This window comes from Bacillus sp. FSL R9-9497, from assembly GCF_038005805.1.
Classification (GTDB): Bacteria; Bacillota; Bacilli; order Bacillales; family Bacillaceae_G; genus Bacillus_A; species Bacillus_A cereus.
The window spans coordinates 761,263-779,807 of the sequence record NZ_JBBOTY010000001.1 but is presented as its reverse complement, the minus strand read 5'-3'; the positions used below and the strand labels follow the sequence as shown (position 1 = coordinate 779,807).

The following is an 18,545-nucleotide window of genomic DNA, read 5'->3' as shown; positions in this document are numbered from 1 at the left end:
GAAGGAGTACAGGAAATGGAGCAAAACCCATCTTTGCAAGAAAATACACGCAATAAACCGAAAAAAAATAAGAAAAAAATAAAAATTATTATAAGCGCTATACTATTCGTTTTATTAATAGGCGGCGGTTATACTTGGTTTTTAGTAAATAAAGCATCTTCTGCTGTTCGCAATGCCGCACACGATTTAGCACGCGGTGATAAATCTGATTTACGAGATAAAGCTGTAAAACCTATTACAAATAACGTCTCTGTTTTAATAATGGGTGTTGATGAAAGCGATGTCCGAGGAAAAGAATATGGTGAAGCTATAAGAACAGACGCCCTTTTGCTTGCAACATTTAATAAAGATAGCAAAACTGTTAAACTATTAAGTATCCCACGTGACACATATACTTATATTCCAATAGAAAAGAAAAAAGATAAAATTACACACGCTCATGCATTCGGTTCTGCTAAAAACGGAAAAAATGGTGGACCACAAGCAAGCATTGATGCAGTTGAAAAATTAATGAATGTTCCTGTCGATTATTTTGTAAAATTCAACTTTAAATCATTTATAAAAATCGTCGATGACTTGGGCGGTGTTGAAGTTGATGTACCAGTTGAATTTACTGAGCAAGATAGCAATGATAATGCTGAGGCTATTCACCTAGAAAAAGGTGTTCAAAAGCTAAATGGCGAAGAAGCTCTTGCTCTTGCTAGAACAAGACACATCGATAGTGATGCCATGCGTGGACAACGTCAACAACTCGTTATCGAGGCTATTTTAAAGAAACTAACAAGTGTTGGTTCTGTAACAAAAGTTGGTAACATCATTGATGATATTAACGGACAATTCGTTACAAACTTAACATTTGATGATATGCTTTCATTCTATAAATATGGATCGGATTCGGAAATTGAGAAATTACAAATCCAAGGTGATGATTGCTATATGGCAAAAGGTGACGATACTTGTAGCAAATCTGCTGGTGGTGGTCGAACTTACTACTACAATCCAGATAAAAAAGAATTAGCTAATGTTACAAATGAACTTCGTACTCATCTTGGGCTACCTGCATATACAAAGTCTGGCTCAGACTCTGATTCGAAAAAGACAAAAGAATCTAAGTCTGAAAATTCAAGTGAGCGCGAATCAAGTAACAATGAAGTGAAAAATAAGAACAAAAATAGCAGTGAAGATACAGAAACATCGTCTAACGACAATGAATAGTAAAGAAGCAGTACTCTATGGAGGTAGAGTACTGCTTCTTTTTATTTCGTCAGAATCAAAAATCAGAACTTTCTAACTATCTTTTTCAATATTTTTAAATTATAATAAATAGTAGCAATCTATTCCAATTATCAGGGGGCTCATACATATGAAAGCTGCAGTAAAACATAACATCTCAGATTTTAAAGACTACTTAAAATCCAACGATATATACATGGAAGAAAATATAGATGAAAATGATGGCTCTGTTCATTTTTCAGTAGGATTAGAGACAGAAGCTGGCGCAAAAATTCAACTTATCGCTGCTTTCCAAAACGAACATCCTACGGTGGATATATACTGCTTCAATGTTGCTCACGTGCCTGATGCAACATCAACAAATGATATTTTACATCTCATTAATGAATTAAATACATCTTATCGCTTTGCAAAATTCACATTAAATAAGCAAAATGCAATTGATATTTCAACATCTCTTGCATTCTCAGAACCAAACTTTAATCCAGCACTTGTCTTTGAACATACGAGAATGCTATATAAATTAGCGAATGACGAATATAAAAACTTAATGAAAGTGATTTGGGCGTAAATAAAAGGATGGGCTGCAAGCAGCGCCATCCTTTTACTTCGATATCATATCAATCCACATCTTAATAGCTGTACCTACAATCAAAATCGATAACATATATTGCAGCGCTTTTTGATTGATTTTCTTCCCAACTCGCGCTCCAAGCGGCGCAGCAAAGATACTTGCAATCGCAATAATAAGAGCTGGAATTACAACTACTTGCCCAGTTATCACTTTTCCAGTCGTAATCCCTATTGAGGAAATAAACGTAATAGCGATAGATGTTGCTATTGTTGTACGTAACGGCAATTTTAAAATAACTAGCATAATAGGAACTAAAAGAAATGCACCGCCAGCCCCAATAATACCGGAAACACCTCCTACAATAAATGCTAACAAACTTGCTAACCATTTATTATAATGAACTGCTCCGCTATTATTTTTCTTCGGTACAAACATCATAATAGCAGCAATTGTGGCTAAAGCTGCATAAACAACATTGACCGTATGTTCCGCTAATACGTTAGCACCAAAACTTCCTATGAAACTTCCTATTAATATACTAGCTCCCATATATACAACTAGCGTTTTATCCATATCATTACTTTTCCGATAGGCCCATGCCCCTGCAAAAGTTGCAAAGAATACTTGCACCGCTGTAATACCGCTCACTTCATGTGATGTATAGCCGGAAAATCCTAGCAATACCGGAATGTATAAGATCATCGGATAATTAATAATCGCACCGCCAATTCCAACCATTCCTGATATAAACGATCCTATAAATCCAATTATAAAAAGTAATACGACTAAGCTCATCTTACATCCCCTCCCTTCTAGAAAGAAGATGAATTAAATGAATAAGTTTACATTTCCATCCGAAGCATCTGCTAAATAAGCTCCTACTCCTGCAAACTCTACCCCTTCCATAATCTCTTCCTCTTTTAACCCTAATAAATCTACTGTCATTTGACAAGCGACAAGTTTAATCCCCTGTTCTTTCGCCAAATCGATTAAATCTGGTAAAGGCATCGCATTATGTTTTTTCATAATACCTTTAATCATCTTTGGTCCCATACCTGCAAAATTCATTTTTGATAATCCCATCTTATCCGCACCGCGTGGCATCATCTTTCCAAATACTTTTTCGATGAAAGTTTTCTTTACCTTCACATGCTCATCTTTCCTTAAAGCATTTAATCCCCAAAAAGTATGAAAAATAGTTACCTCTTGATCATACGCCGCTGCACCATTTGCAATAATATAAGCAGCCATTGCTTTATCATAATCTCCGCTAAATAAAACGATTGTTGTTTTCTTCTGTTCCATGTTTTTTCTCCTCCGAATTACCTATAGGGGTATTTTAAAATTTACAAAAAATCGTTTATGTTCGCTCTATTCTACTTTACCTTCCCAAGCTAACATACCACCTACCATATTAACCACTCGAAAACCGTAACCTTCTAAAAACTGAACTGCTCGTGCACTTCTTCCGCCAGAACGACAAACGATAATATATTCTTTCTTTTTATCCAACTCATGCATACGAAACTCTAATAGCCCTAGTGGAATATTACATGCTTCTGGGATTTTCCCCTCGGCAACTTCTTCTACTTCACGTACGTCTACGATATTGACTGCTTCTTTACGTAACAATTTTTCTTCTAATTCTTTTACTGTCATTTCTTTCATTTTAAAGTTCCTCCTCACAAACCATTCATACCGCCTGAAACATTGATAACGTGCTGAAATCCTAATTTCTTTAATACCTTTGCTGCTTGCTTACTTCTCATCCCGCTCTGACAAATAACGATTACTTCCTTATTTTTATCTAATTGATTTGCTTTACTAGCTAACTCATTTAATGGGATATTCTGAAACCCTTTCATATGATTCCCTCTATACTCACCTACTGTACGTACATCGATAAATTGTTTATTCTTTTGCCCCATCATCCGTTTTAAATCTTTTCCTGAAATGTTTTTTACTCCTCTAACTGGTAAGAAGCGAGAAATAATAAACCATGATACAAGTACAATTAAGATTACATTTAATATTGTCTTTACATCCATAAAACTATTTAAACTCCTTTTGTGCTTTTTTCCCGTCCAAATATATACTATAGCTTTGAATATGGAACCCTTTCTTTCTTAAAAAACGAACACTTAAATTCCGATCCACTTTATTATGAACAATAAGATGCAAAGGCTTATTTGGTATTTCATGATAATACCGTTTTAAATACGCATACGGTATACACATAATTCTAGAAGTGTTATCACTGTGACTCTCTGTATAATTGCGTACATCTACAACAACACTTTCCATTTCCCTTACTTGTTCTAACGAAATATATGCAACGTTTAAAACCGGAATGTAACGTTTTACTAAAATTCCTAGCATCCATACTAGTAGAGATATAACTATATAAAACATAATTGAACTGCTATGCTTTCTTAATCCAGAACTTTAATTCGCCGTCTTCTTCTGTATGCTTTAACACTTCATGACCGCCTTTTTGTGACCATGCTGGAATATCTTTAATCGCACCTTTATCTGTTAAGTGTACTTCTAACACTTCCCCCGATTGTAATGCTTCCATCGCCTTCTTTGTTTTCACAATTGGCATTGGACATGCTAATCCTTTTACATCTAATACTTCTTTCACCTTCATCTTATATACCTCCTATTTTTATTTCATTTGAAACCGAATTAATTATGAACAGCACAACGGTTTGGACCAATCTCCATTTCACGCTCTTCGTCTTGACTTGGATTTAATCGCCCCATATTTGTTTGACGAATCTCTTGATATGCATTCGGTTGAGGTGGTAAATTCTCTGTTACAACTTTACGAAACTCTCCCTCATCCTCAATATTTAATCCTGCATTATACGCAAATAAATCTTTTAATTTAGCACTAACAATGCCACTCTCGTCCATTTCACTTATTTTTGAATAATGAGCCGGTAACACAACTAAGTTTTGAGATATTTCTTTATATCGGCTATACAAAGTAGTACGTAAATCACTTACCCAATCTTCAGCTTTCCCAGCAAGGTCTGGACGCCCAATTGAATCTACAAATAAAATATCGCCTGATAATAAATAGGAATCATCTACAATAAATGACGTACTTCCAATCGTATGCCCCGGTGAGTATAATGCGTCAATTTCAATTTTAGTACCCCCCACCGTAATAACAGATCCTTCAACAAGTGGTTTATATGAGAACACAACTTCCTCCGCATCTTTTGGCGGCAACCAATACGTACCACCTACTTTTTCCGCTAACTTACGTCCGCCAGAAATATGGTCTGCATGTAAATGTGTATCCATTACATTCGTAATCGTAACACCATGCTCTTTCGCAAACTCTTCGTACGCTTCAACTGTTCTTACTGCATCAATAATTGCTGCTTCACCGTTTGAAACGACCATATAAGATAAGCAACCTTTTCCAAGACGGTTAAACTGATACATACTTCCGCCATCTTTTAAATCTCCAACTTTTATAGGCTTTATATATTCACTCCAAGCCTTCATACCACCAGATAAATAATAAACATTTTCTAATCCAGCCTCTGTTAATTGCTCTGCCACAAATATAGAAGACCCTTCTTTTGCGCATACTACTAAAACATCTTTATCTTTAGGTAGTTCACTTACAATATGATCTACACCCTCTAATAAATCAAAGTACGGCACATTCATTGAAGTAACTTCTTTTCCTTCAATTTTCCAATCTTCATAATCCGCCTCATTACGAACATCTAAAATAAATAACTTTCCGAATAAAACTTTCTCTGCAACATCTTTTGCTTGTAACGGTTTAACGTTCATCTCATTACCCCCATAGGTATATTTTTATTTAAAAAATTTTATTTTTCCACATTGCCTTGCCACTCTAACATGCCTGGAATGACATTTTTCACATTTGCATAACCTTTCTCTTTCAACATGTGGCAAGCTACATCACTACGGTTACCAGTTCGGCAAACAACATAAATTTGCTTCTTCTGATCTAACGCTGCACTGTCTAATTCTCCTAACGGCACGGAAACAGCCGATGGAATATGACCAAAAGCGAATTCCGCCGCTTCACGAACATCTACTACAATACACTCTTCACCACTTAATACTATCTCTTCCAATTCCGAATTCGTAATTGTATGAGGATATTTCACTACTTCATTCACTTCATGCTCGTGTGCTTTTCTAACGTAATGCATCAATAGATCACCTTCGTGTTTCGTCCCGATGTACTGATGACCTACTTTACTCGCCCAACTTTGTATATCTACAGTAGACCCTTTATCTGTTGCCTGAACTTCAATCACTTGCCCTGATGTCAAACCTTCCATCGCCTTCTTCGTCTTCACAATCGGCATCGGACAGGCCAAACCTTTACAATCTAAACTCATATCCACTTTTATACTCATAGTCGATTCCTCCATAATTTATATACATATACCTGTAGGGGTATATTAAAATGTTTTTGAAAATCTGTCAACACTTATGTTTGACAGATTATCGGCTTTTTACAAGTAATTGAACAGCTTCTTTAATTAACTCTTCATTTGAACCATTACCGCTTTCAAACTGCTCACGCAAACATTGCTCTAGATTCGTTCCAACAACAAGTCCAATTGTACGATCAAGTGCAGAACGAGATGCCGTTAACTGTGTAATAACCTCTCGGCAATCTTTTCCTTCTTCCATCATACGAAGCACACCACGAACTTGACCTTCAATACGTTTCAATCTATTTTTCATATCTTGATTATATTCCATTCTATAATCACCTCATTACCATTATGTCACTATTTATAACCTATGACAATATATTATACCCTATAGGGTATTTTGTAAACCCCTATTTTTAATGTTTATCTTATATGTTCACAAAACAAAAAGTGAAACCTTAATACGTAAGCTTTCATCTTCCACTAAATTTTGAAGTGGAAGATGAAAAAATATTAATACGCAACACGTTCTGGTAATACTGTCCCATACAATTTAAAGCCACCATCTACATTCTTTACCTTATATCCTTTTTCCATTAACATGCGCGCTGCGACATAACCTCTCATACCAAGTTGACAGGTAATATATATTTCTTTATCTACCGGTACTTCATCCAAACGATCACGTAACTCATCTAAGGGGATATTAATAGAACCTTTAATCATTCCTTGTTTGAGTTCATTAGGCTCTCGAACATCAATAAGATATCCACCATTTTCAACAATACGATCTACCTCATGCCATTGTACTGTGTCCACAAAACCATCTACTATATTACTTGCCGCATACCCCACCATGTTTACTGGGTCTTTTGCAGAAGAATAAGGCGGGGCATATGATAATTCTAAATCTGGCAAATCAATTACGGTTAAGTTTGCCTTCATTGCCGTTGCAATAACATCAATACGCTTATCTACACCCTCACGCCCTAACGCCTGCGCCCCATAAATTTTTCCGCTTTCTTTATTAAAAATTAATTTTATTAACACTGGCGTCGCATTCGGATAATATCCGGCATGCGAATTCGCCTGTACATGTACTACCTCATAGGGTATATTTAATCGTTTTAATATTTTCTCATTTACTCCCGTCGCAGCAACTGTTAAATCAAAAACTTTAGCTACAGAAGTTCCCAGCGTACCTTTATATAAAGAATCTGTATGACCATGAATAATATCTGCTAACATGCGACCTTGACGATTAGCTGGCCACGCTAACGGAATCATCGTTTCTGTTTCTGTAACAAAATCCTTTACTTCAATCGCATCACCAATTGCATATATGTGCGGGTCCGACGTTTGAAAACTCTCATCTACCTTTATCGTTCCTCTAACTCCTAGTGCTAACTCTGCATCCTTCGCTAAACTGCTCTCTGGTTGCACACCAATTGCTAAAATAATCATATCTGTCTTTATGATTGAACCACTTTTTAAACGTACAACAGTCCCGTGCTCTTCTAATGCATCTACACCATCTTCTAAAACAAGCTCAACATTGTGCTTTTTCATATGCTCATGCACATATGCTGCCATTTCATAATCAATTGGTGGCATTACTTGATTTGCCATCTCTACAAGAGTAACATCAATTCCTCGTTCTCTTAAGTTTTCAACCATTTCTACTCCAATAAATCCGCCACCAATAACCGTCGCATGATGTGGTTTCTTCTCATCAATGTACGCTTTAATACGATCTGTATCAGGTACATTTCGTAACGTAAACAACGCCTTCGCTTCTTCAATACCTGGAATAGGTGGAACAATTGGTTTTGCCCCTGGTGAAAGAATTAAAGTATCATATTCCTCGTTATATGTTTCATTTGTAGTTACATTCTTTATCGTAATTGTTTTCTCTTCTTTATTTATCTTTACCACTTCACTCAATACACGTATATCTAAATTAAAACGCTTTGACATCCTTTCAACAGTTTGTACTAATAACTTTTCTCTTTCTGTAATGACACCGCCAATATAGTATGGTAAGCCACAATTTGCAAATGAAATATATTCACCACGCTCCACCATAATAATTTCATCTTCTTCGCTTAAACGACGAAGCCTTGCAGCTACTGATGCCCCGCCGGCAACTCCACCTACTACTACAATTTTTCTAGACATATTTCAAACCTCCATGTTATTTATTATTTGATTTCCTCATGCATTAAACAAAAACCTATACCTGTATGGGTATATGATAGAGTATAAAAAATTTAATTTCAATCAATATGTCTTTCTTTCACAAATTTGAAACAAATAAAGTGAAACTTTAATCATCCCTCACCAATCGGGCTTTTACGGACAGTTAATCCCCCACCTAACTTCTTTGCTTCCGCTGAATTTTGAGGTGGGGGTCTTACTGCCCGGCAAATAGCGAGATAAAAAAGAACTTAGATATCTCCAAGTTCTTTTACGTATAGTTCTATAACTTTCTGTACGATTAAACCAATGTATAAATACGTGTTTTGAAAATTTAAATACACCTGTATTTAAATTTTCAAAATCAATAGCTTCTTCACATAAGGTTAGATCCATTCCACGTAAAATTCTTTAATGCCACAACCTGAGAAAACGAATCCCAATGGACTCTTTTTCTACAATGATATATTTATTTTTTTCGTTGCACCTCTATCATTAATCATAACCATCTGTATCTCGTTATTTGGCAAAAATACGATATATTTTCCCGTTCTCACATTCCTCCAAATAACTTTTCCTTCTTCGTCTGTTTTCCCTATTGAGATCCCAATTTCTTTACTGGGTTCAGGTGATTCGTCTTTCATAAGTATAATTTCAAAATCTTTTATTGGCTGTTTTTCTTTATTTTTTACGTGAAAAGTTACAGAATTAACAACCTTACTAAACTTCTTTTCATTATTTGCTATAGAACTAGACATTATGATTATGACCAGTACACAACATAAAATCCATAAAAGCTTATTATATTTATTCAGACCATTTTTTAAGATTATTAAAAACATCGTCTGTCACCCGGTTTCCAGAATTCCAAGAATTACTTCCTACTGTATGGGTAGCTATTATTGTTACACCCGTGCGAGAATAGTCATGATATACGGGTGCTCCACTTTGACATCCATAAGTGTCCATCCTATATGTTAAAATTCTAGGACTAGTGCCTTCAATTGGTCCATAATCTGTCCACATAGTATATTTTTCATTTCCTACTTTATCACACGGATACCCTGGAACTACTGCGAGTAACCCCTTTGGAGACTCTACATTAGTAGTTCTATATCCTAACCACCCTGTATAATCTCCAGGAGATCCATTTAATTTAATGGCTCCATAATCAAATTCCGAATCTCCATCATCAGTCCATCCACTTACTGAATAAAGCTTTGTCCAACTATAAGGCAAATACGGTGCTTGGTTTCCATTTCTACCAGGAGTCACAATAACATTTTTTGCCCATCCACCAAGCTTTTTATTGTAAACACAGTGCCCAGCTGTAAATACTGTATCTTTACTAATTAGCGCTCCTGTACACCCATAAACCTCTTGTCCATTAAATTGAATTACTATGTGTACTATAGCCCTATAAGGATACAAAGTTGTATCAGTAACTCTAATTCGATCATCTCTTCCTATTATAGAATGTGTAAGGATATTAGATGGATAATTAAAATTACTGTCTCTTAATAAGTATCCCCAATCTTCCCCACCATGTTTACGCCCTTCAAATGAAGGTGAAACAAGATCTTCTCCCCTTCGATCATTACTATACAAAGATTGTTCTTGAAAAAGTACACGTTCTCCCTCATTTGAAACTGATGTCCACGGTACATCTTCTGCATACACCTTCTGATTCACCAAAAATACTATACAAAAAAAGATAAAAAGAACACCAAAACTATAAAGAGCCAACCTACATCTTATAGAAATAAAGCTATACAACATAACTTACCTCCTATACAAATGATAGCGAACAATTGAAGATCCCTTTATAAATTCTAGTTTTTCTTTTTTAAAAGTCAACGTAATTAATAATGATAATCATTATTAATTACGTTGACTTAACAAAATCACACAATTAGTCATATTCTTTACTCTGCGTTCAAAAATCTGTCTCATTAAAGTTTCACCATATTACATAAATCCATAACCTTTTTCACAATCAACTCCGCAGTATTCTCTCCCGGTGGCATTAACAAATTTGTAACTGTTCCATACACAATAGGACTTAATTCTACTTCATATCCGCCATATGCATATTCGTCTTTTGTCGGTAAATAACCAAGATATCCGTTCATATATCCACCAAAGAAAGCCAATTCATTTTGAAGGCTCTCTTTCATTTCTAAGGCAGTTTCTGAAAAAGGTTCCATCGGTATACCTGAAAACATACCATCATTAACTTGAAACAGTTGCACTTCTAAATCAATACTTAACCGCCGAATACCTTGCCTATATTTCTCTAAAACGATAGTAAGCCATTCTTCCGTATTTACGCCCCACTGCTTCTCAGCTAATCGAGCCATGCTTCGTATCTCATCAATTTCAGGAATATCATTCAACTTCATTTGCACCGTACTTGAAACTGTCCTTAAATTTAAAATTGGGCTATATGTAACTGCTGGCAACATCGTTAATATATGTCCACTAAGTATGTAAGCCATTTGTTTTAACGCTTCACTTGAACCGCGATACTTTGCATTTACATTACCAGCAGCTCCTTGCACAATAATAACAGGACAGTTTACGATTTTCTCAAGAATCTCTCTCGTCATTCCAGGATAATCTGCTGATAATACATCGCTATCACCTTTTAAAACATTCGGATGCGCAGTACAAAATACTAAAACCCCAGATAACTCCTTCGTTTCAGCATCTCTTATTGCTAACATACCAATTCGTTTATCTACAACACCATCTATATTTGTTCCCATCTTCGCTTTTCCATCAGATGTTCTCTCTCTTCAATTGACCCCAATATCACCTGTCGTAACACTCCAGCCAACTTCACATCGCTTCAAGTTTTTATTAGCAGTAACAGCACCTTGCACCACATTATTTACTAAAATCGTTTTATACGACTGTACGAGCGAATTATCACCGACCGTTTCTGGACCAGAGTGGGTATGTGTATAAACAACTGTTATTCGCTCAAATGGAACATGAAGCCTACTTGCTACTCGCTCACGAATCATATTCGTATCTTCTACTAACATTCCAATATTATCAATACTTATAAACACAGTTTTCATTTCATCTTTTTCAAATACAAAAACTGTCCCATAAATACGCTCTTCAATATTATTTATTCCTGTCTCTCTATGATATCCGACAAAATCAATACCTACAGGCGGCGTAATATCAACCTTGCATACCCCTACTTTGCTCATTTTAATCGCTCCATTTCTCTATATAACTCCCTTTTTTCAAGAATGGCATATTTTTCCTATTTTAAATAAAAAAGAACGAACACAGTATCCTATGTCCGTTCTTCCCCTCACACATACTTCCGATGCACCATCTTCCCATCATAAGAAAACACAACGCCCTTACTCTCCACAATGGACTCCATATGCACCGTTCTTCCCCATAATTGATGAAGATATGGCAGTACTTTTTCTAAGTATTTTAAATCGAGCTCGATTCCTTCGTAACTATGTTTAATGTATAATTCTCCGTTCTTTAAGTAGTCTCCATCTTCTACTACTAAGTACGGGAACCCACCATTTGTCCGCATATTTACGAGTTGATCACGCACATTCTCCCATTCTTTATCTATTACTTTATATTCTTTTCCTTGGCGCTGGAATAAGTACATATCTTCTCGCATAACAAGATCTTTATTTAAGTAGTTTCTTAAGAACGATACGTCCCACTCAATTTCACGTACTTCAAAAATTTTGTCTCGACCAGATCCTGGTTTTACACCGCGTCGTTTCATTTCTTCTGTCGGGTTGTTGTAGCGCTCCTCTATATCTTCAAACATTTTAATACCGAGGTAGTATGGGTTAATGCTTGTTTTTGATGGTTGAACTACACCTGCATTAAGCTTTGCAAATTCAATCGCTTCAGAAGATGTTAAGTCCATTTCACGGAGTATGCGTTGATGCCAGAAGGAAGCCCAGCCTTCATTCATAATCTTCGTTTCAAGCTGTGGCCAGAAATATAACATTTCCTCGCGCATCATCGTTAATATGTCGCGCTGCCACTCTTCTAGCTCACGGCTATATTCTTCAATAAAGAGGAGTAAATCTTTTTCTGGCTGCGGTGGGATTTTCTTCTTTTTATGCATATTAGGTCGTTCCCTCTTTTTGTTTCGATCATCTAAATTCCATAAATCATCGTACTGTGATATCTTCTTCTTTTCTACATCCTCTTCTAAATCTCCAATACTCCAAGCAAGTTTCGGACGCATAAGCGATGGATCAATATGTTCTTGAATGGCAAGTACTGCATCCAAGAACGTTTCTACCTCTTCTCTTCCATACTTATGTTCATACGCCTTCACACGATCTGCTGTCGCTGCCATACTCTCCACCATATCGCGTTTCGTATTAGAGAAACGAATATTATTTTTGAAGAAATCACAGTGCGCTAAAACGTGCGCTACAATTAATTTATTTTGAATTAAAGAATTCGTATCTAATAAAAAGGCGTAACATGGATCAGAGTTAATAACGAGTTCGTATATTTTACTAAGACCTAAATCGTATTGTAATTTCATTCTGAAAAACTGTTTTCCAAAACTCCAATGTGAAAACCTCGTCGGCATCCCATATGCACCGAATGTATAAATAATTTCCGCTGGACATACTTCATAACGCATCGGATAAAAATCAAGCCCAAATCCAGTCGCAATTTCCGTAATTTCCGCAATCGCATATTGCAGTGCTTTATCGTCACTTGCTCTCATTATTTTCCCTCCTTACACTTTCCCTTAAGAAAGTGTATGATGAAGAACAAGCTTTCATGAGGATTGATTGCATAATAAAAAGACACCCCCGCAAAAACGAGAATGTCTCATCTATTAACCTTCAATAATCTCCATCTTCTCCGTAATCGGAGTACGAGCTTTTCCTTCTGGCGCTTTATCGAAATAGCCCAGGTGAAGAATTCCAACGATACGTTGACCTCTTGTTAAACCGATTCCTTCTATAAATAATGGATTGTAGTTTAATCCGCCTGATTTCCAAACGCAACCTAATCCGCGTTCCCAAGCAAGAAGTTGGAAGTTTTGCATAAATGCACATGTTGCAGCGTAATCTTCATCACGTTGAATTTGACGCGGATCTTCATTTATATATACAACGATTTGTGCAGGCGTGTTTAAGAAACGATCTGATAAAATTTTACCGCGTTTCGCTCTTTCTTCTTCTGTGAAAGAGTTTAATACTGCATCTACTAATTTCTTGCGGCCTTCTCCGATGTATAGTTTACAATTCCATGGTTCACGGTGCTTATGATTTGGTGCCCATGTTGCATCGTTTAATAGTTCAATTAATAGATCTTTTTCTACTGCTTTGTCTGTAAATGTACGAACAGAGCGCCTTTCTTTAATCACATTAGCGATGGAAGTATATGTAGTCATATTTATCTCTCCCTTATTTTTATCTATATGTATAATTTTATCTTCATTATTGATATTGATTTTCAATTTCGATTATACCTTAGTTTTTTACTATTAATCAATGTTTTATGTTGGAAAACTTCTAAAAACGTCATTCCATGCTGTGAATAAAAAAACTTAACTTGTTCACAAGTATTTCACATTTTATGGAAATGATATGTGTACAGTTTTCCACACTATCCATCTAGGAGGAGTTTACATGTACAAAAAAATCGCGGTAAGTATGACTATGACAGCATTATTATGCGGAGCAATTATCTTCCCGGCTTCCGCTGCCACACCGAAAGAAGTAACAATGCATCACCATAAACCAATTTCAGAAGAAGAAATGCAGTCGCTAGAAAAGCTCGGCTATAACAAACATGAAATTTGGAAAGCTGCTCACATTGCAAGAATCAGTAAACAAGAAATAAAAGATGTTTTATCTTACTATAAGCAAAATAAATCTTGGGAGAAAACAGCCGAGCATTTCGGTGTAGATCCAAGTAAGCTGAAAAAGCATCATATGAGTAAAGAAACAAAGCAAGCACTGCTACAACAGTTAGCAACTATGCAAAAATCCACACCGGATCAGCTAAAGCAAAAAATGAAAGAATATAACATCAAATTGCGTCATCTTACTGTGTTAACAATCATCTCTCAAAAAAGCAATACCCCTCTTGATGATGTATTAAAAATGAAAAAAGATGGAATGGACATTAAACAAATTGCCGAAAAATTAAATGTAAAAAGAGAAGATATACGAGCGGAAATGATGAAATTAGTGAAGTCTATTAAAGAACAAAAAACAAATTAAAATGCTAAAAAGGAAGAGCCATTCACCACTCTTCCTTTTCTTTATGAACTTTCAATTTTTAAGTATAAATTCCCGTCTTTCCCAAAAACTAACACAAGTAAATGATGTAAGTTAGGGGTGAGAAAATGTTCGGTTTATCATCTAAGAAATCAAAAAAGACTAATACAAAAACACTTTGTTCTATCCCAGAATTTATACAAACCATGAAAGAATCAAGCGATTTTGTCTCTTATAACATACTTAAAGATGAAACGTTGTGCTTATTTTATTATAAATCTGTCGTGGAAGCACTTATTATTAAACAATTCATTTTAACTCCTATAAAAAAGGAATCGGAACAAATCCAAAACATCTCTGATTTATGTAATATCATCTCTATTGAAGACATTATTACCTCCCCTTCTATTGATGATATTCGTGAAAAATTATTAGGTGGATATATTTTAATACGCTTAAAAAACAATTCGAATCCTGATCAATATGCTTTAATTCGTGCCGAAAGTACTGTTTTAGGAAAACGATTATATAACGATACAGAAAATGAGTATAGCGTAATCGGGCCTAAAATCGGTTTCGTTGAAAACCTTGATACAAATATCCACTTATTACGCCGAAATATCGTAACGGAGCAACTCATTTTTAAAGAAGTTACCGTCGGATCTATATCAAAAACGAAAGTAGCAGTTGCTTATATAGAAGGAATTACAAATGAACAATTTGTCAACACCGCACTTCAACGGCTAGAAGACATTGACTTTGATGTCCCATTTGATTCAACTATGATTGAGCAATTTATTAGTGATAATAGCAATTCACCTTTTCCTGTTCTATTACCTACAGAACGATTAGATCGAGCTGTATTTGCATTAATTAACGGGGAAGTTTTAATTTTAACAGATGGCTCTCCATATGCTTTATCAGGACCAACAACGTTACTGGATTTTTTCATTTCACCAGAAGATTATTATTTACCGTGGATGATTGGATCGTTCTTTCGTATTATTCGTTTTTTCGGAGCTATATTTTCTCTTTTTTCCTCCGCTATTTATACAGCGGCTTTAACATATCATTATCAAATGATTCCTGCCGATTTACTAGGTCCTATTATTTTCTCGAGAGCTAACGTACCTTTCCCTCCTATTCTAGAAGCACTCTTTTTAGAAATTACAATTGAATTGCTTCGTGAAGCTGGAGCGCGTTTACCGACAAAAGTCGGACAAACGATTGGGATTGTTGGGGGGATTGTAATTGGACAAGCATCTGTTGAAGCAGCTTTAACAAGTACAATTTTATTAATTGCAGTTGCTTTATCCGCCCTTGCATCTTTCACAACACCGACTGTAAAGATGTCTTCTACTATCCGGTTGTTACGCTTTCCGCTTATTCTTTTAGCTGGTGCATTCGGAGGATTAGGCCTCGCTGTCGGATTTGTATTTATTTTAGCTCATTTAATTAAATTAAAATCACTTGGATCACCTTATTTATTACCTTTATATCCATTTCGTGGTTTAGGTACAGCAGAAGGTTTTCTTCGATTACCATTTAGCCAAACGGCTCAAAGACCTTCTTTTCTTAGACCAAAATCAAAATGGCGCTACAATCCAAACAAATCGAAGCAAAAACGTGATGGTGAGAATGAATGAAGAAAATTTTATTGCACCTTATCATTATCTTCTTCGTTTTACAAACTGGCTGTACACAAACGTATATAGTGGATGCACAGCGTATTATTCATATTGCTGGATTTGACATCACAAAAAACAAAGGATTCCAAGGAACTATTCTGTTCCCAGAGTACACACATGGTGTAAAGTCTAAGCCAGAGACTCAAACAACATCTGCCCGTTCACTTGAAACAATTGCTTCACGATTGAATGCGAAATCTCCTCACAATGTTGTTGTAGGTCAAATGCGTGTCGTCCTATTTGGAAAGGCTCTAGGAGAACGCGGAATGGGAGAGATTATTACTAACTTACAACGTGACCCAAATATCGGGCGTGATGTACAACTAGCAATTGTAGATGGATCGGCTGAAGAGCTTTTAAATTACGGAAAAAAAAATGGGTCTTTATATATTGCTGATTTACTCGAGCAAAATATAAGAAATGAGAACATTCCACAAACTGAATTAAACATTTTTTTATATAATTATTACTCTTCTGTATGTGATGCCTATGTTCCTTATATTAAAATGGACGATAATCATTCCGTCGCTGTCAAAGGACTTGCCTTTTTAAAAGGCGATAAAGTCGTCATGTATACGGATAAAAGACATTCTGTTTTAGCAAAATTACTTATTAATCCTACGAAAAATGGACGTTACGAAGCAGCAATAAAAAAGGATAAGCATAAAGGTATGGTTGTTATACAAAACTTAGCCGGAGAAAATAAGTATGATATAGATCAAACTGGCGACATACCAAAAGTAAAAATCAATTTAAAATTAAATGGATTAATTAAAAACTCTCCTAATTGGATTGATCTAAGAAAAAAAACAAATATCAATTATATAAAAAAACAAATTGAACGAAATGTCGAAAAAGACTGTGAAGATTTAATAAAACAATTTCAAGAAAAGGAAATTGATCCGTTAGGAATACGAGATGAAATTAGAAGCCATACGAGAAAATGGAATATAAAACAAATTCGAAATATGTATAAAAATGTAGCGGTAGATATAAATTTAGATCTTAATATTGTACAATCTGGAATCGGAGAATAGTGAGGTGAAATGAGCAATGAATACAATGAATAAGACAAAAACTGTCTCTCCATATTTTGCATTTATTTTATTGCATTCTCTCCAAATCGGCATAGGAATTCTCGGATATCAACGTGTAATTTTGAAAAATGCAGGTTATGATGCTTGGATTTCTCTTATTATTGCGGGGATTGCAACTCATATTGTACTATTTTGTATGTTAAAAATGCTTGAAAAAGACGGAGATTTAATTAGCATTCATACAACAACTTTTGGAAAATGGGTTGGCTCTATATTTTCTGTAATTTTCACTCTTTATTGCTTATTATTTTGCCTTACTGTTCTTCGGACATATATGGAAGTAATACAAGTTTGGATTTTCCCTACCATTAAGTTATGGAAACTTACGCTTATGTTTTTATTAGTCACTTACTACATTATAAAAGGCGGCTTTCGCTCTGTGACAGGGATATGCTTTTGGGGTATTGTGCTGCCTATTTTCGTTGTGTTCTTTTTAATCTATCCGATGAAGTATGCACATTTTCGTAATATTTTACCTATTTTTACGCATTCACCTTTTGACATGCTTATATCTGCAAAACACTCCGCATTGGAATTTCTGGGATTTGAAACAATTCTTATCTTTTATCCCTTTATTGAAAAAGGAAAATCTTTAAAGCGATGGGCCCATGCTGGAATTGCTTTTAGCACTTTAATTTATGTGATTTTAGCTATCGTATCTTTTATGTATTATAGCGAGGGACAATTAAACCGTACTATTTGGCCTACTTTAACGATGTTAAAAATAATTAAAGTTCCTTTTATTCAGCGCTTTGAATATATTATTATTTTCGTTTGGTTTTTAATTATTTTACCAAACCTTTGCTTAACCATTTGGTCATCATGTCAAACGATGAAGCGTTCCTTTCATATTTCATTTAAATTTACATTACCGTTTTTTATTTTCATCATATTTTCAGCTTCTCTGTTTTTCACAAACCGTGAAAGTATCAATACATTAAATACCGTACTATCTCAAGCGGGTTTATATATTGTATACGCTTATATCCCGATTTTATTTTTGTTTCATTCACTAAGATGGCACTTCAAAAATCGTTCAAAAAAAACTTCTCCCTAGGTGT

Annotated in this window: 20 protein-coding genes and 1 pseudogene; 6 read left to right on the top strand and 15 right to left on the bottom strand. The window is 35.3% G+C overall.

Features of this window, described 5'->3' with window-relative positions; translation table 11 throughout:
- The first annotated feature begins 15 nt into the window (after nt 1-15).
- Nucleotides 16-1,215 carry an LCP family protein gene (locus tag MKY21_RS04055; RefSeq protein ID WP_000437393.1) on the top strand — a complete coding sequence of 400 codons (1,200 nt, stop codon included), beginning with the start codon at nt 16-18 and terminating at the stop codon, nt 1,213-1,215.
- 148 nt (nt 1,216-1,363) lie between these two features.
- Nucleotides 1,364-1,804 (top strand): YbjN domain-containing protein, encoded by a 441-nt coding sequence (locus tag MKY21_RS04050; RefSeq protein WP_000642360.1) that lies wholly within the window; start codon nt 1,364-1,366, stop codon nt 1,802-1,804.
- A 33-nt stretch (nt 1,805-1,837) separates the two neighbouring features.
- Here MKY21_RS04050 and MKY21_RS04045 read toward each other — a convergent pair whose 3' ends face one another.
- From MKY21_RS04045 to MKY21_RS03975, 15 genes and pseudogenes are all read right to left on the bottom strand, one after another.
- Nucleotides 1,838-2,602 (bottom strand): sulfite exporter TauE/SafE family protein, encoded by a 765-nt coding sequence (locus MKY21_RS04045; protein WP_000060713.1) that lies wholly within the window; start codon nt 2,600-2,602, stop codon nt 1,838-1,840.
- Between the two features lie 33 nt (nt 2,603-2,635).
- Nucleotides 2,636-3,112 carry a DsrE/DsrF/DrsH-like family protein gene (locus MKY21_RS04040; protein WP_000435815.1) on the bottom strand — a complete coding sequence of 159 codons (477 nt, stop codon included), beginning with the start codon at nt 3,110-3,112 and terminating at the stop codon, nt 2,636-2,638.
- 66 nt (nt 3,113-3,178) lie between these two features.
- The gene (locus MKY21_RS04035) at nt 3,179-3,475 is read right to left on the bottom strand and encodes a rhodanese-like domain-containing protein (protein ID WP_044796323.1); all 297 of its coding nucleotides are present in this window, start codon (nt 3,473-3,475) and stop codon (nt 3,179-3,181) included.
- A 14-nt stretch (nt 3,476-3,489) separates the two neighbouring features.
- On the bottom strand, nt 3,490-3,855 hold the full coding sequence (locus MKY21_RS04030; protein WP_000382694.1) for a rhodanese-like domain-containing protein: 366 nt from the start codon (nt 3,853-3,855) through the stop codon (nt 3,490-3,492).
- 4 nt (nt 3,856-3,859) lie between these two features.
- A complete protein-coding gene (locus MKY21_RS04025; RefSeq protein WP_044796322.1) occupies nt 3,860-4,219 on the bottom strand; it encodes a hypothetical protein in 360 nt (119 codons plus the stop codon).
- 10 nt (nt 4,220-4,229) lie between these two features.
- Nucleotides 4,230-4,457 (bottom strand): sulfurtransferase TusA family protein, encoded by a 228-nt coding sequence (locus tag MKY21_RS04020; protein ID WP_044796320.1) that lies wholly within the window; start codon nt 4,455-4,457, stop codon nt 4,230-4,232.
- A gap of 38 nt (nt 4,458-4,495) precedes the next feature.
- A complete protein-coding gene (locus MKY21_RS04015; RefSeq protein ID WP_044796319.1) occupies nt 4,496-5,626 on the bottom strand; it encodes an MBL fold metallo-hydrolase in 1,131 nt (376 codons plus the stop codon).
- A 38-nt stretch (nt 5,627-5,664) separates the two neighbouring features.
- Nucleotides 5,665-6,225, bottom strand: a complete 561-nt coding sequence (locus MKY21_RS04010) for a sulfurtransferase TusA family protein (protein WP_341075483.1) — start codon at nt 6,223-6,225, stop codon at nt 5,665-5,667.
- An 88-nt stretch (nt 6,226-6,313) separates the two neighbouring features.
- Nucleotides 6,314-6,577 carry a metal-sensitive transcriptional regulator gene (locus tag MKY21_RS04005; RefSeq protein WP_000456206.1) on the bottom strand — a complete coding sequence of 88 codons (264 nt, stop codon included), beginning with the start codon at nt 6,575-6,577 and terminating at the stop codon, nt 6,314-6,316.
- A 185-nt stretch (nt 6,578-6,762) separates the two neighbouring features.
- The gene (cdr, locus tag MKY21_RS04000) at nt 6,763-8,427 is read right to left on the bottom strand and encodes a CoA-disulfide reductase (RefSeq protein WP_341075481.1); all 1,665 of its coding nucleotides are present in this window, start codon (nt 8,425-8,427) and stop codon (nt 6,763-6,765) included.
- A 473-nt stretch (nt 8,428-8,900) separates the two neighbouring features.
- A complete protein-coding gene (locus MKY21_RS03995; protein ID WP_000478585.1) occupies nt 8,901-9,287 on the bottom strand; it encodes a DUF2606 family protein in 387 nt (128 codons plus the stop codon).
- On the bottom strand, nt 9,253-10,224 hold the full coding sequence (locus MKY21_RS03990; RefSeq protein ID WP_000966972.1) for a trypsin-like serine peptidase: 972 nt from the start codon (nt 10,222-10,224) through the stop codon (nt 9,253-9,255). The genes MKY21_RS03995 and MKY21_RS03990 overlap by 35 nt, the downstream gene beginning before the upstream one ends.
- A gap of 173 nt (nt 10,225-10,397) precedes the next feature.
- A pseudogene (locus MKY21_RS03985) lies at nt 10,398-11,669 on the bottom strand (neutral/alkaline non-lysosomal ceramidase N-terminal domain-containing protein).
- 107 nt (nt 11,670-11,776) lie between these two features.
- On the bottom strand, nt 11,777-13,192 hold the full coding sequence (gene spoVR, locus MKY21_RS03980; RefSeq protein ID WP_001202724.1) for a stage V sporulation protein SpoVR: 1,416 nt from the start codon (nt 13,190-13,192) through the stop codon (nt 11,777-11,779).
- A gap of 114 nt (nt 13,193-13,306) precedes the next feature.
- Complete coding sequence (locus tag MKY21_RS03975) at nt 13,307-13,867, bottom strand: nitroreductase family protein (RefSeq protein WP_000214816.1); 561 nt, start codon at nt 13,865-13,867, stop codon at nt 13,307-13,309.
- Nucleotides 13,868-14,105: 238 nt separating this feature from the next.
- Here MKY21_RS03975 and MKY21_RS03970 point away from each other — a divergent pair, with 238 nt between their 5' ends.
- The 4 genes from MKY21_RS03970 (at nt 14,106) to MKY21_RS03955 (ending at nt 18,541) form a co-directional block, all read left to right on the top strand.
- The gene (locus MKY21_RS03970; protein WP_000276998.1) at nt 14,106-14,702 is read left to right on the top strand and encodes a hypothetical protein; all 597 of its coding nucleotides are present in this window, start codon (nt 14,106-14,108) and stop codon (nt 14,700-14,702) included.
- 125 nt (nt 14,703-14,827) lie between these two features.
- On the top strand, nt 14,828-16,345 hold the full coding sequence (locus MKY21_RS03965) for a spore germination protein (protein WP_000467493.1): 1,518 nt from the start codon (nt 14,828-14,830) through the stop codon (nt 16,343-16,345).
- On the top strand, nt 16,342-17,424 hold the full coding sequence (locus MKY21_RS03960) for a Ger(x)C family spore germination protein (RefSeq protein ID WP_000722243.1): 1,083 nt from the start codon (nt 16,342-16,344) through the stop codon (nt 17,422-17,424). The genes MKY21_RS03965 and MKY21_RS03960 overlap by 4 nt, the downstream gene beginning before the upstream one ends.
- Nucleotides 17,425-17,440: 16 nt before the next feature.
- Nucleotides 17,441-18,541 carry a GerAB/ArcD/ProY family transporter gene (locus MKY21_RS03955; protein WP_001095036.1) on the top strand — a complete coding sequence of 367 codons (1,101 nt, stop codon included), beginning with the start codon at nt 17,441-17,443 and terminating at the stop codon, nt 18,539-18,541.
- Nucleotides 18,542-18,545 lie beyond the last annotated feature (4 nt).

Bases quoted from the DNA above. Each gene is read 5' to 3' on its own strand.
- MKY21_RS04055 (WP_000437393.1), top strand. From the start codon at position 16: ATGGAGCAAAACCCATCTTTGCAAGAAAATACACGCAATAAACCGAAA.
- MKY21_RS04050 (WP_000642360.1), top strand. From the start codon at position 1,364: ATGAAAGCTGCAGTAAAACATAACATCTCAGATTTTAAAGACTACTTA.
- MKY21_RS04045 (WP_000060713.1), bottom strand. From the start codon at position 2,602: ATGAGCTTAGTCGTATTACTTTTTATAATTGGATTTATAGGATCGTTT.
- MKY21_RS04040 (WP_000435815.1), bottom strand. From the start codon at position 3,112: ATGGAACAGAAGAAAACAACAATCGTTTTATTTAGCGGAGATTATGAT.
- MKY21_RS04035 (WP_044796323.1), bottom strand. From the start codon at position 3,475: ATGAAAGAAATGACAGTAAAAGAATTAGAAGAAAAATTGTTACGTAAA.
- MKY21_RS04030 (WP_000382694.1), bottom strand. From the start codon at position 3,855: ATGGATGTAAAGACAATATTAAATGTAATCTTAATTGTACTTGTATCA.
- MKY21_RS04025 (WP_044796322.1), bottom strand. From the start codon at position 4,219: ATGTTTTATATAGTTATATCTCTACTAGTATGGATGCTAGGAATTTTA.
- MKY21_RS04020 (WP_044796320.1), bottom strand. From the start codon at position 4,457: ATGAAGGTGAAAGAAGTATTAGATGTAAAAGGATTAGCATGTCCAATG.
- MKY21_RS04015 (WP_044796319.1), bottom strand. From the start codon at position 5,626: ATGAACGTTAAACCGTTACAAGCAAAAGATGTTGCAGAGAAAGTTTTA.
- MKY21_RS04010 (WP_341075483.1), bottom strand. From the start codon at position 6,225: ATGAGTATAAAAGTGGATATGAGTTTAGATTGTAAAGGTTTGGCCTGT.
- MKY21_RS04005 (WP_000456206.1), bottom strand. From the start codon at position 6,577: ATGGAATATAATCAAGATATGAAAAATAGATTGAAACGTATTGAAGGT.
- cdr (WP_341075481.1), bottom strand. From the start codon at position 8,427: ATGTCTAGAAAAATTGTAGTAGTAGGTGGAGTTGCCGGCGGGGCATCA.
- MKY21_RS03995 (WP_000478585.1), bottom strand. From the start codon at position 9,287: ATGTTTTTAATAATCTTAAAAAATGGTCTGAATAAATATAATAAGCTT.
- MKY21_RS03990 (WP_000966972.1), bottom strand. From the start codon at position 10,224: ATGTTGTATAGCTTTATTTCTATAAGATGTAGGTTGGCTCTTTATAGT.
- spoVR (WP_001202724.1), bottom strand. From the start codon at position 13,192: ATGAGAGCAAGTGACGATAAAGCACTGCAATATGCGATTGCGGAAATT.
- MKY21_RS03975 (WP_000214816.1), bottom strand. From the start codon at position 13,867: ATGACTACATATACTTCCATCGCTAATGTGATTAAAGAAAGGCGCTCT.
- MKY21_RS03970 (WP_000276998.1), top strand. From the start codon at position 14,106: ATGTACAAAAAAATCGCGGTAAGTATGACTATGACAGCATTATTATGC.
- MKY21_RS03965 (WP_000467493.1), top strand. From the start codon at position 14,828: ATGTTCGGTTTATCATCTAAGAAATCAAAAAAGACTAATACAAAAACA.
- MKY21_RS03960 (WP_000722243.1), top strand. From the start codon at position 16,342: ATGAAGAAAATTTTATTGCACCTTATCATTATCTTCTTCGTTTTACAA.
- MKY21_RS03955 (WP_001095036.1), top strand. From the start codon at position 17,441: ATGAATACAATGAATAAGACAAAAACTGTCTCTCCATATTTTGCATTT.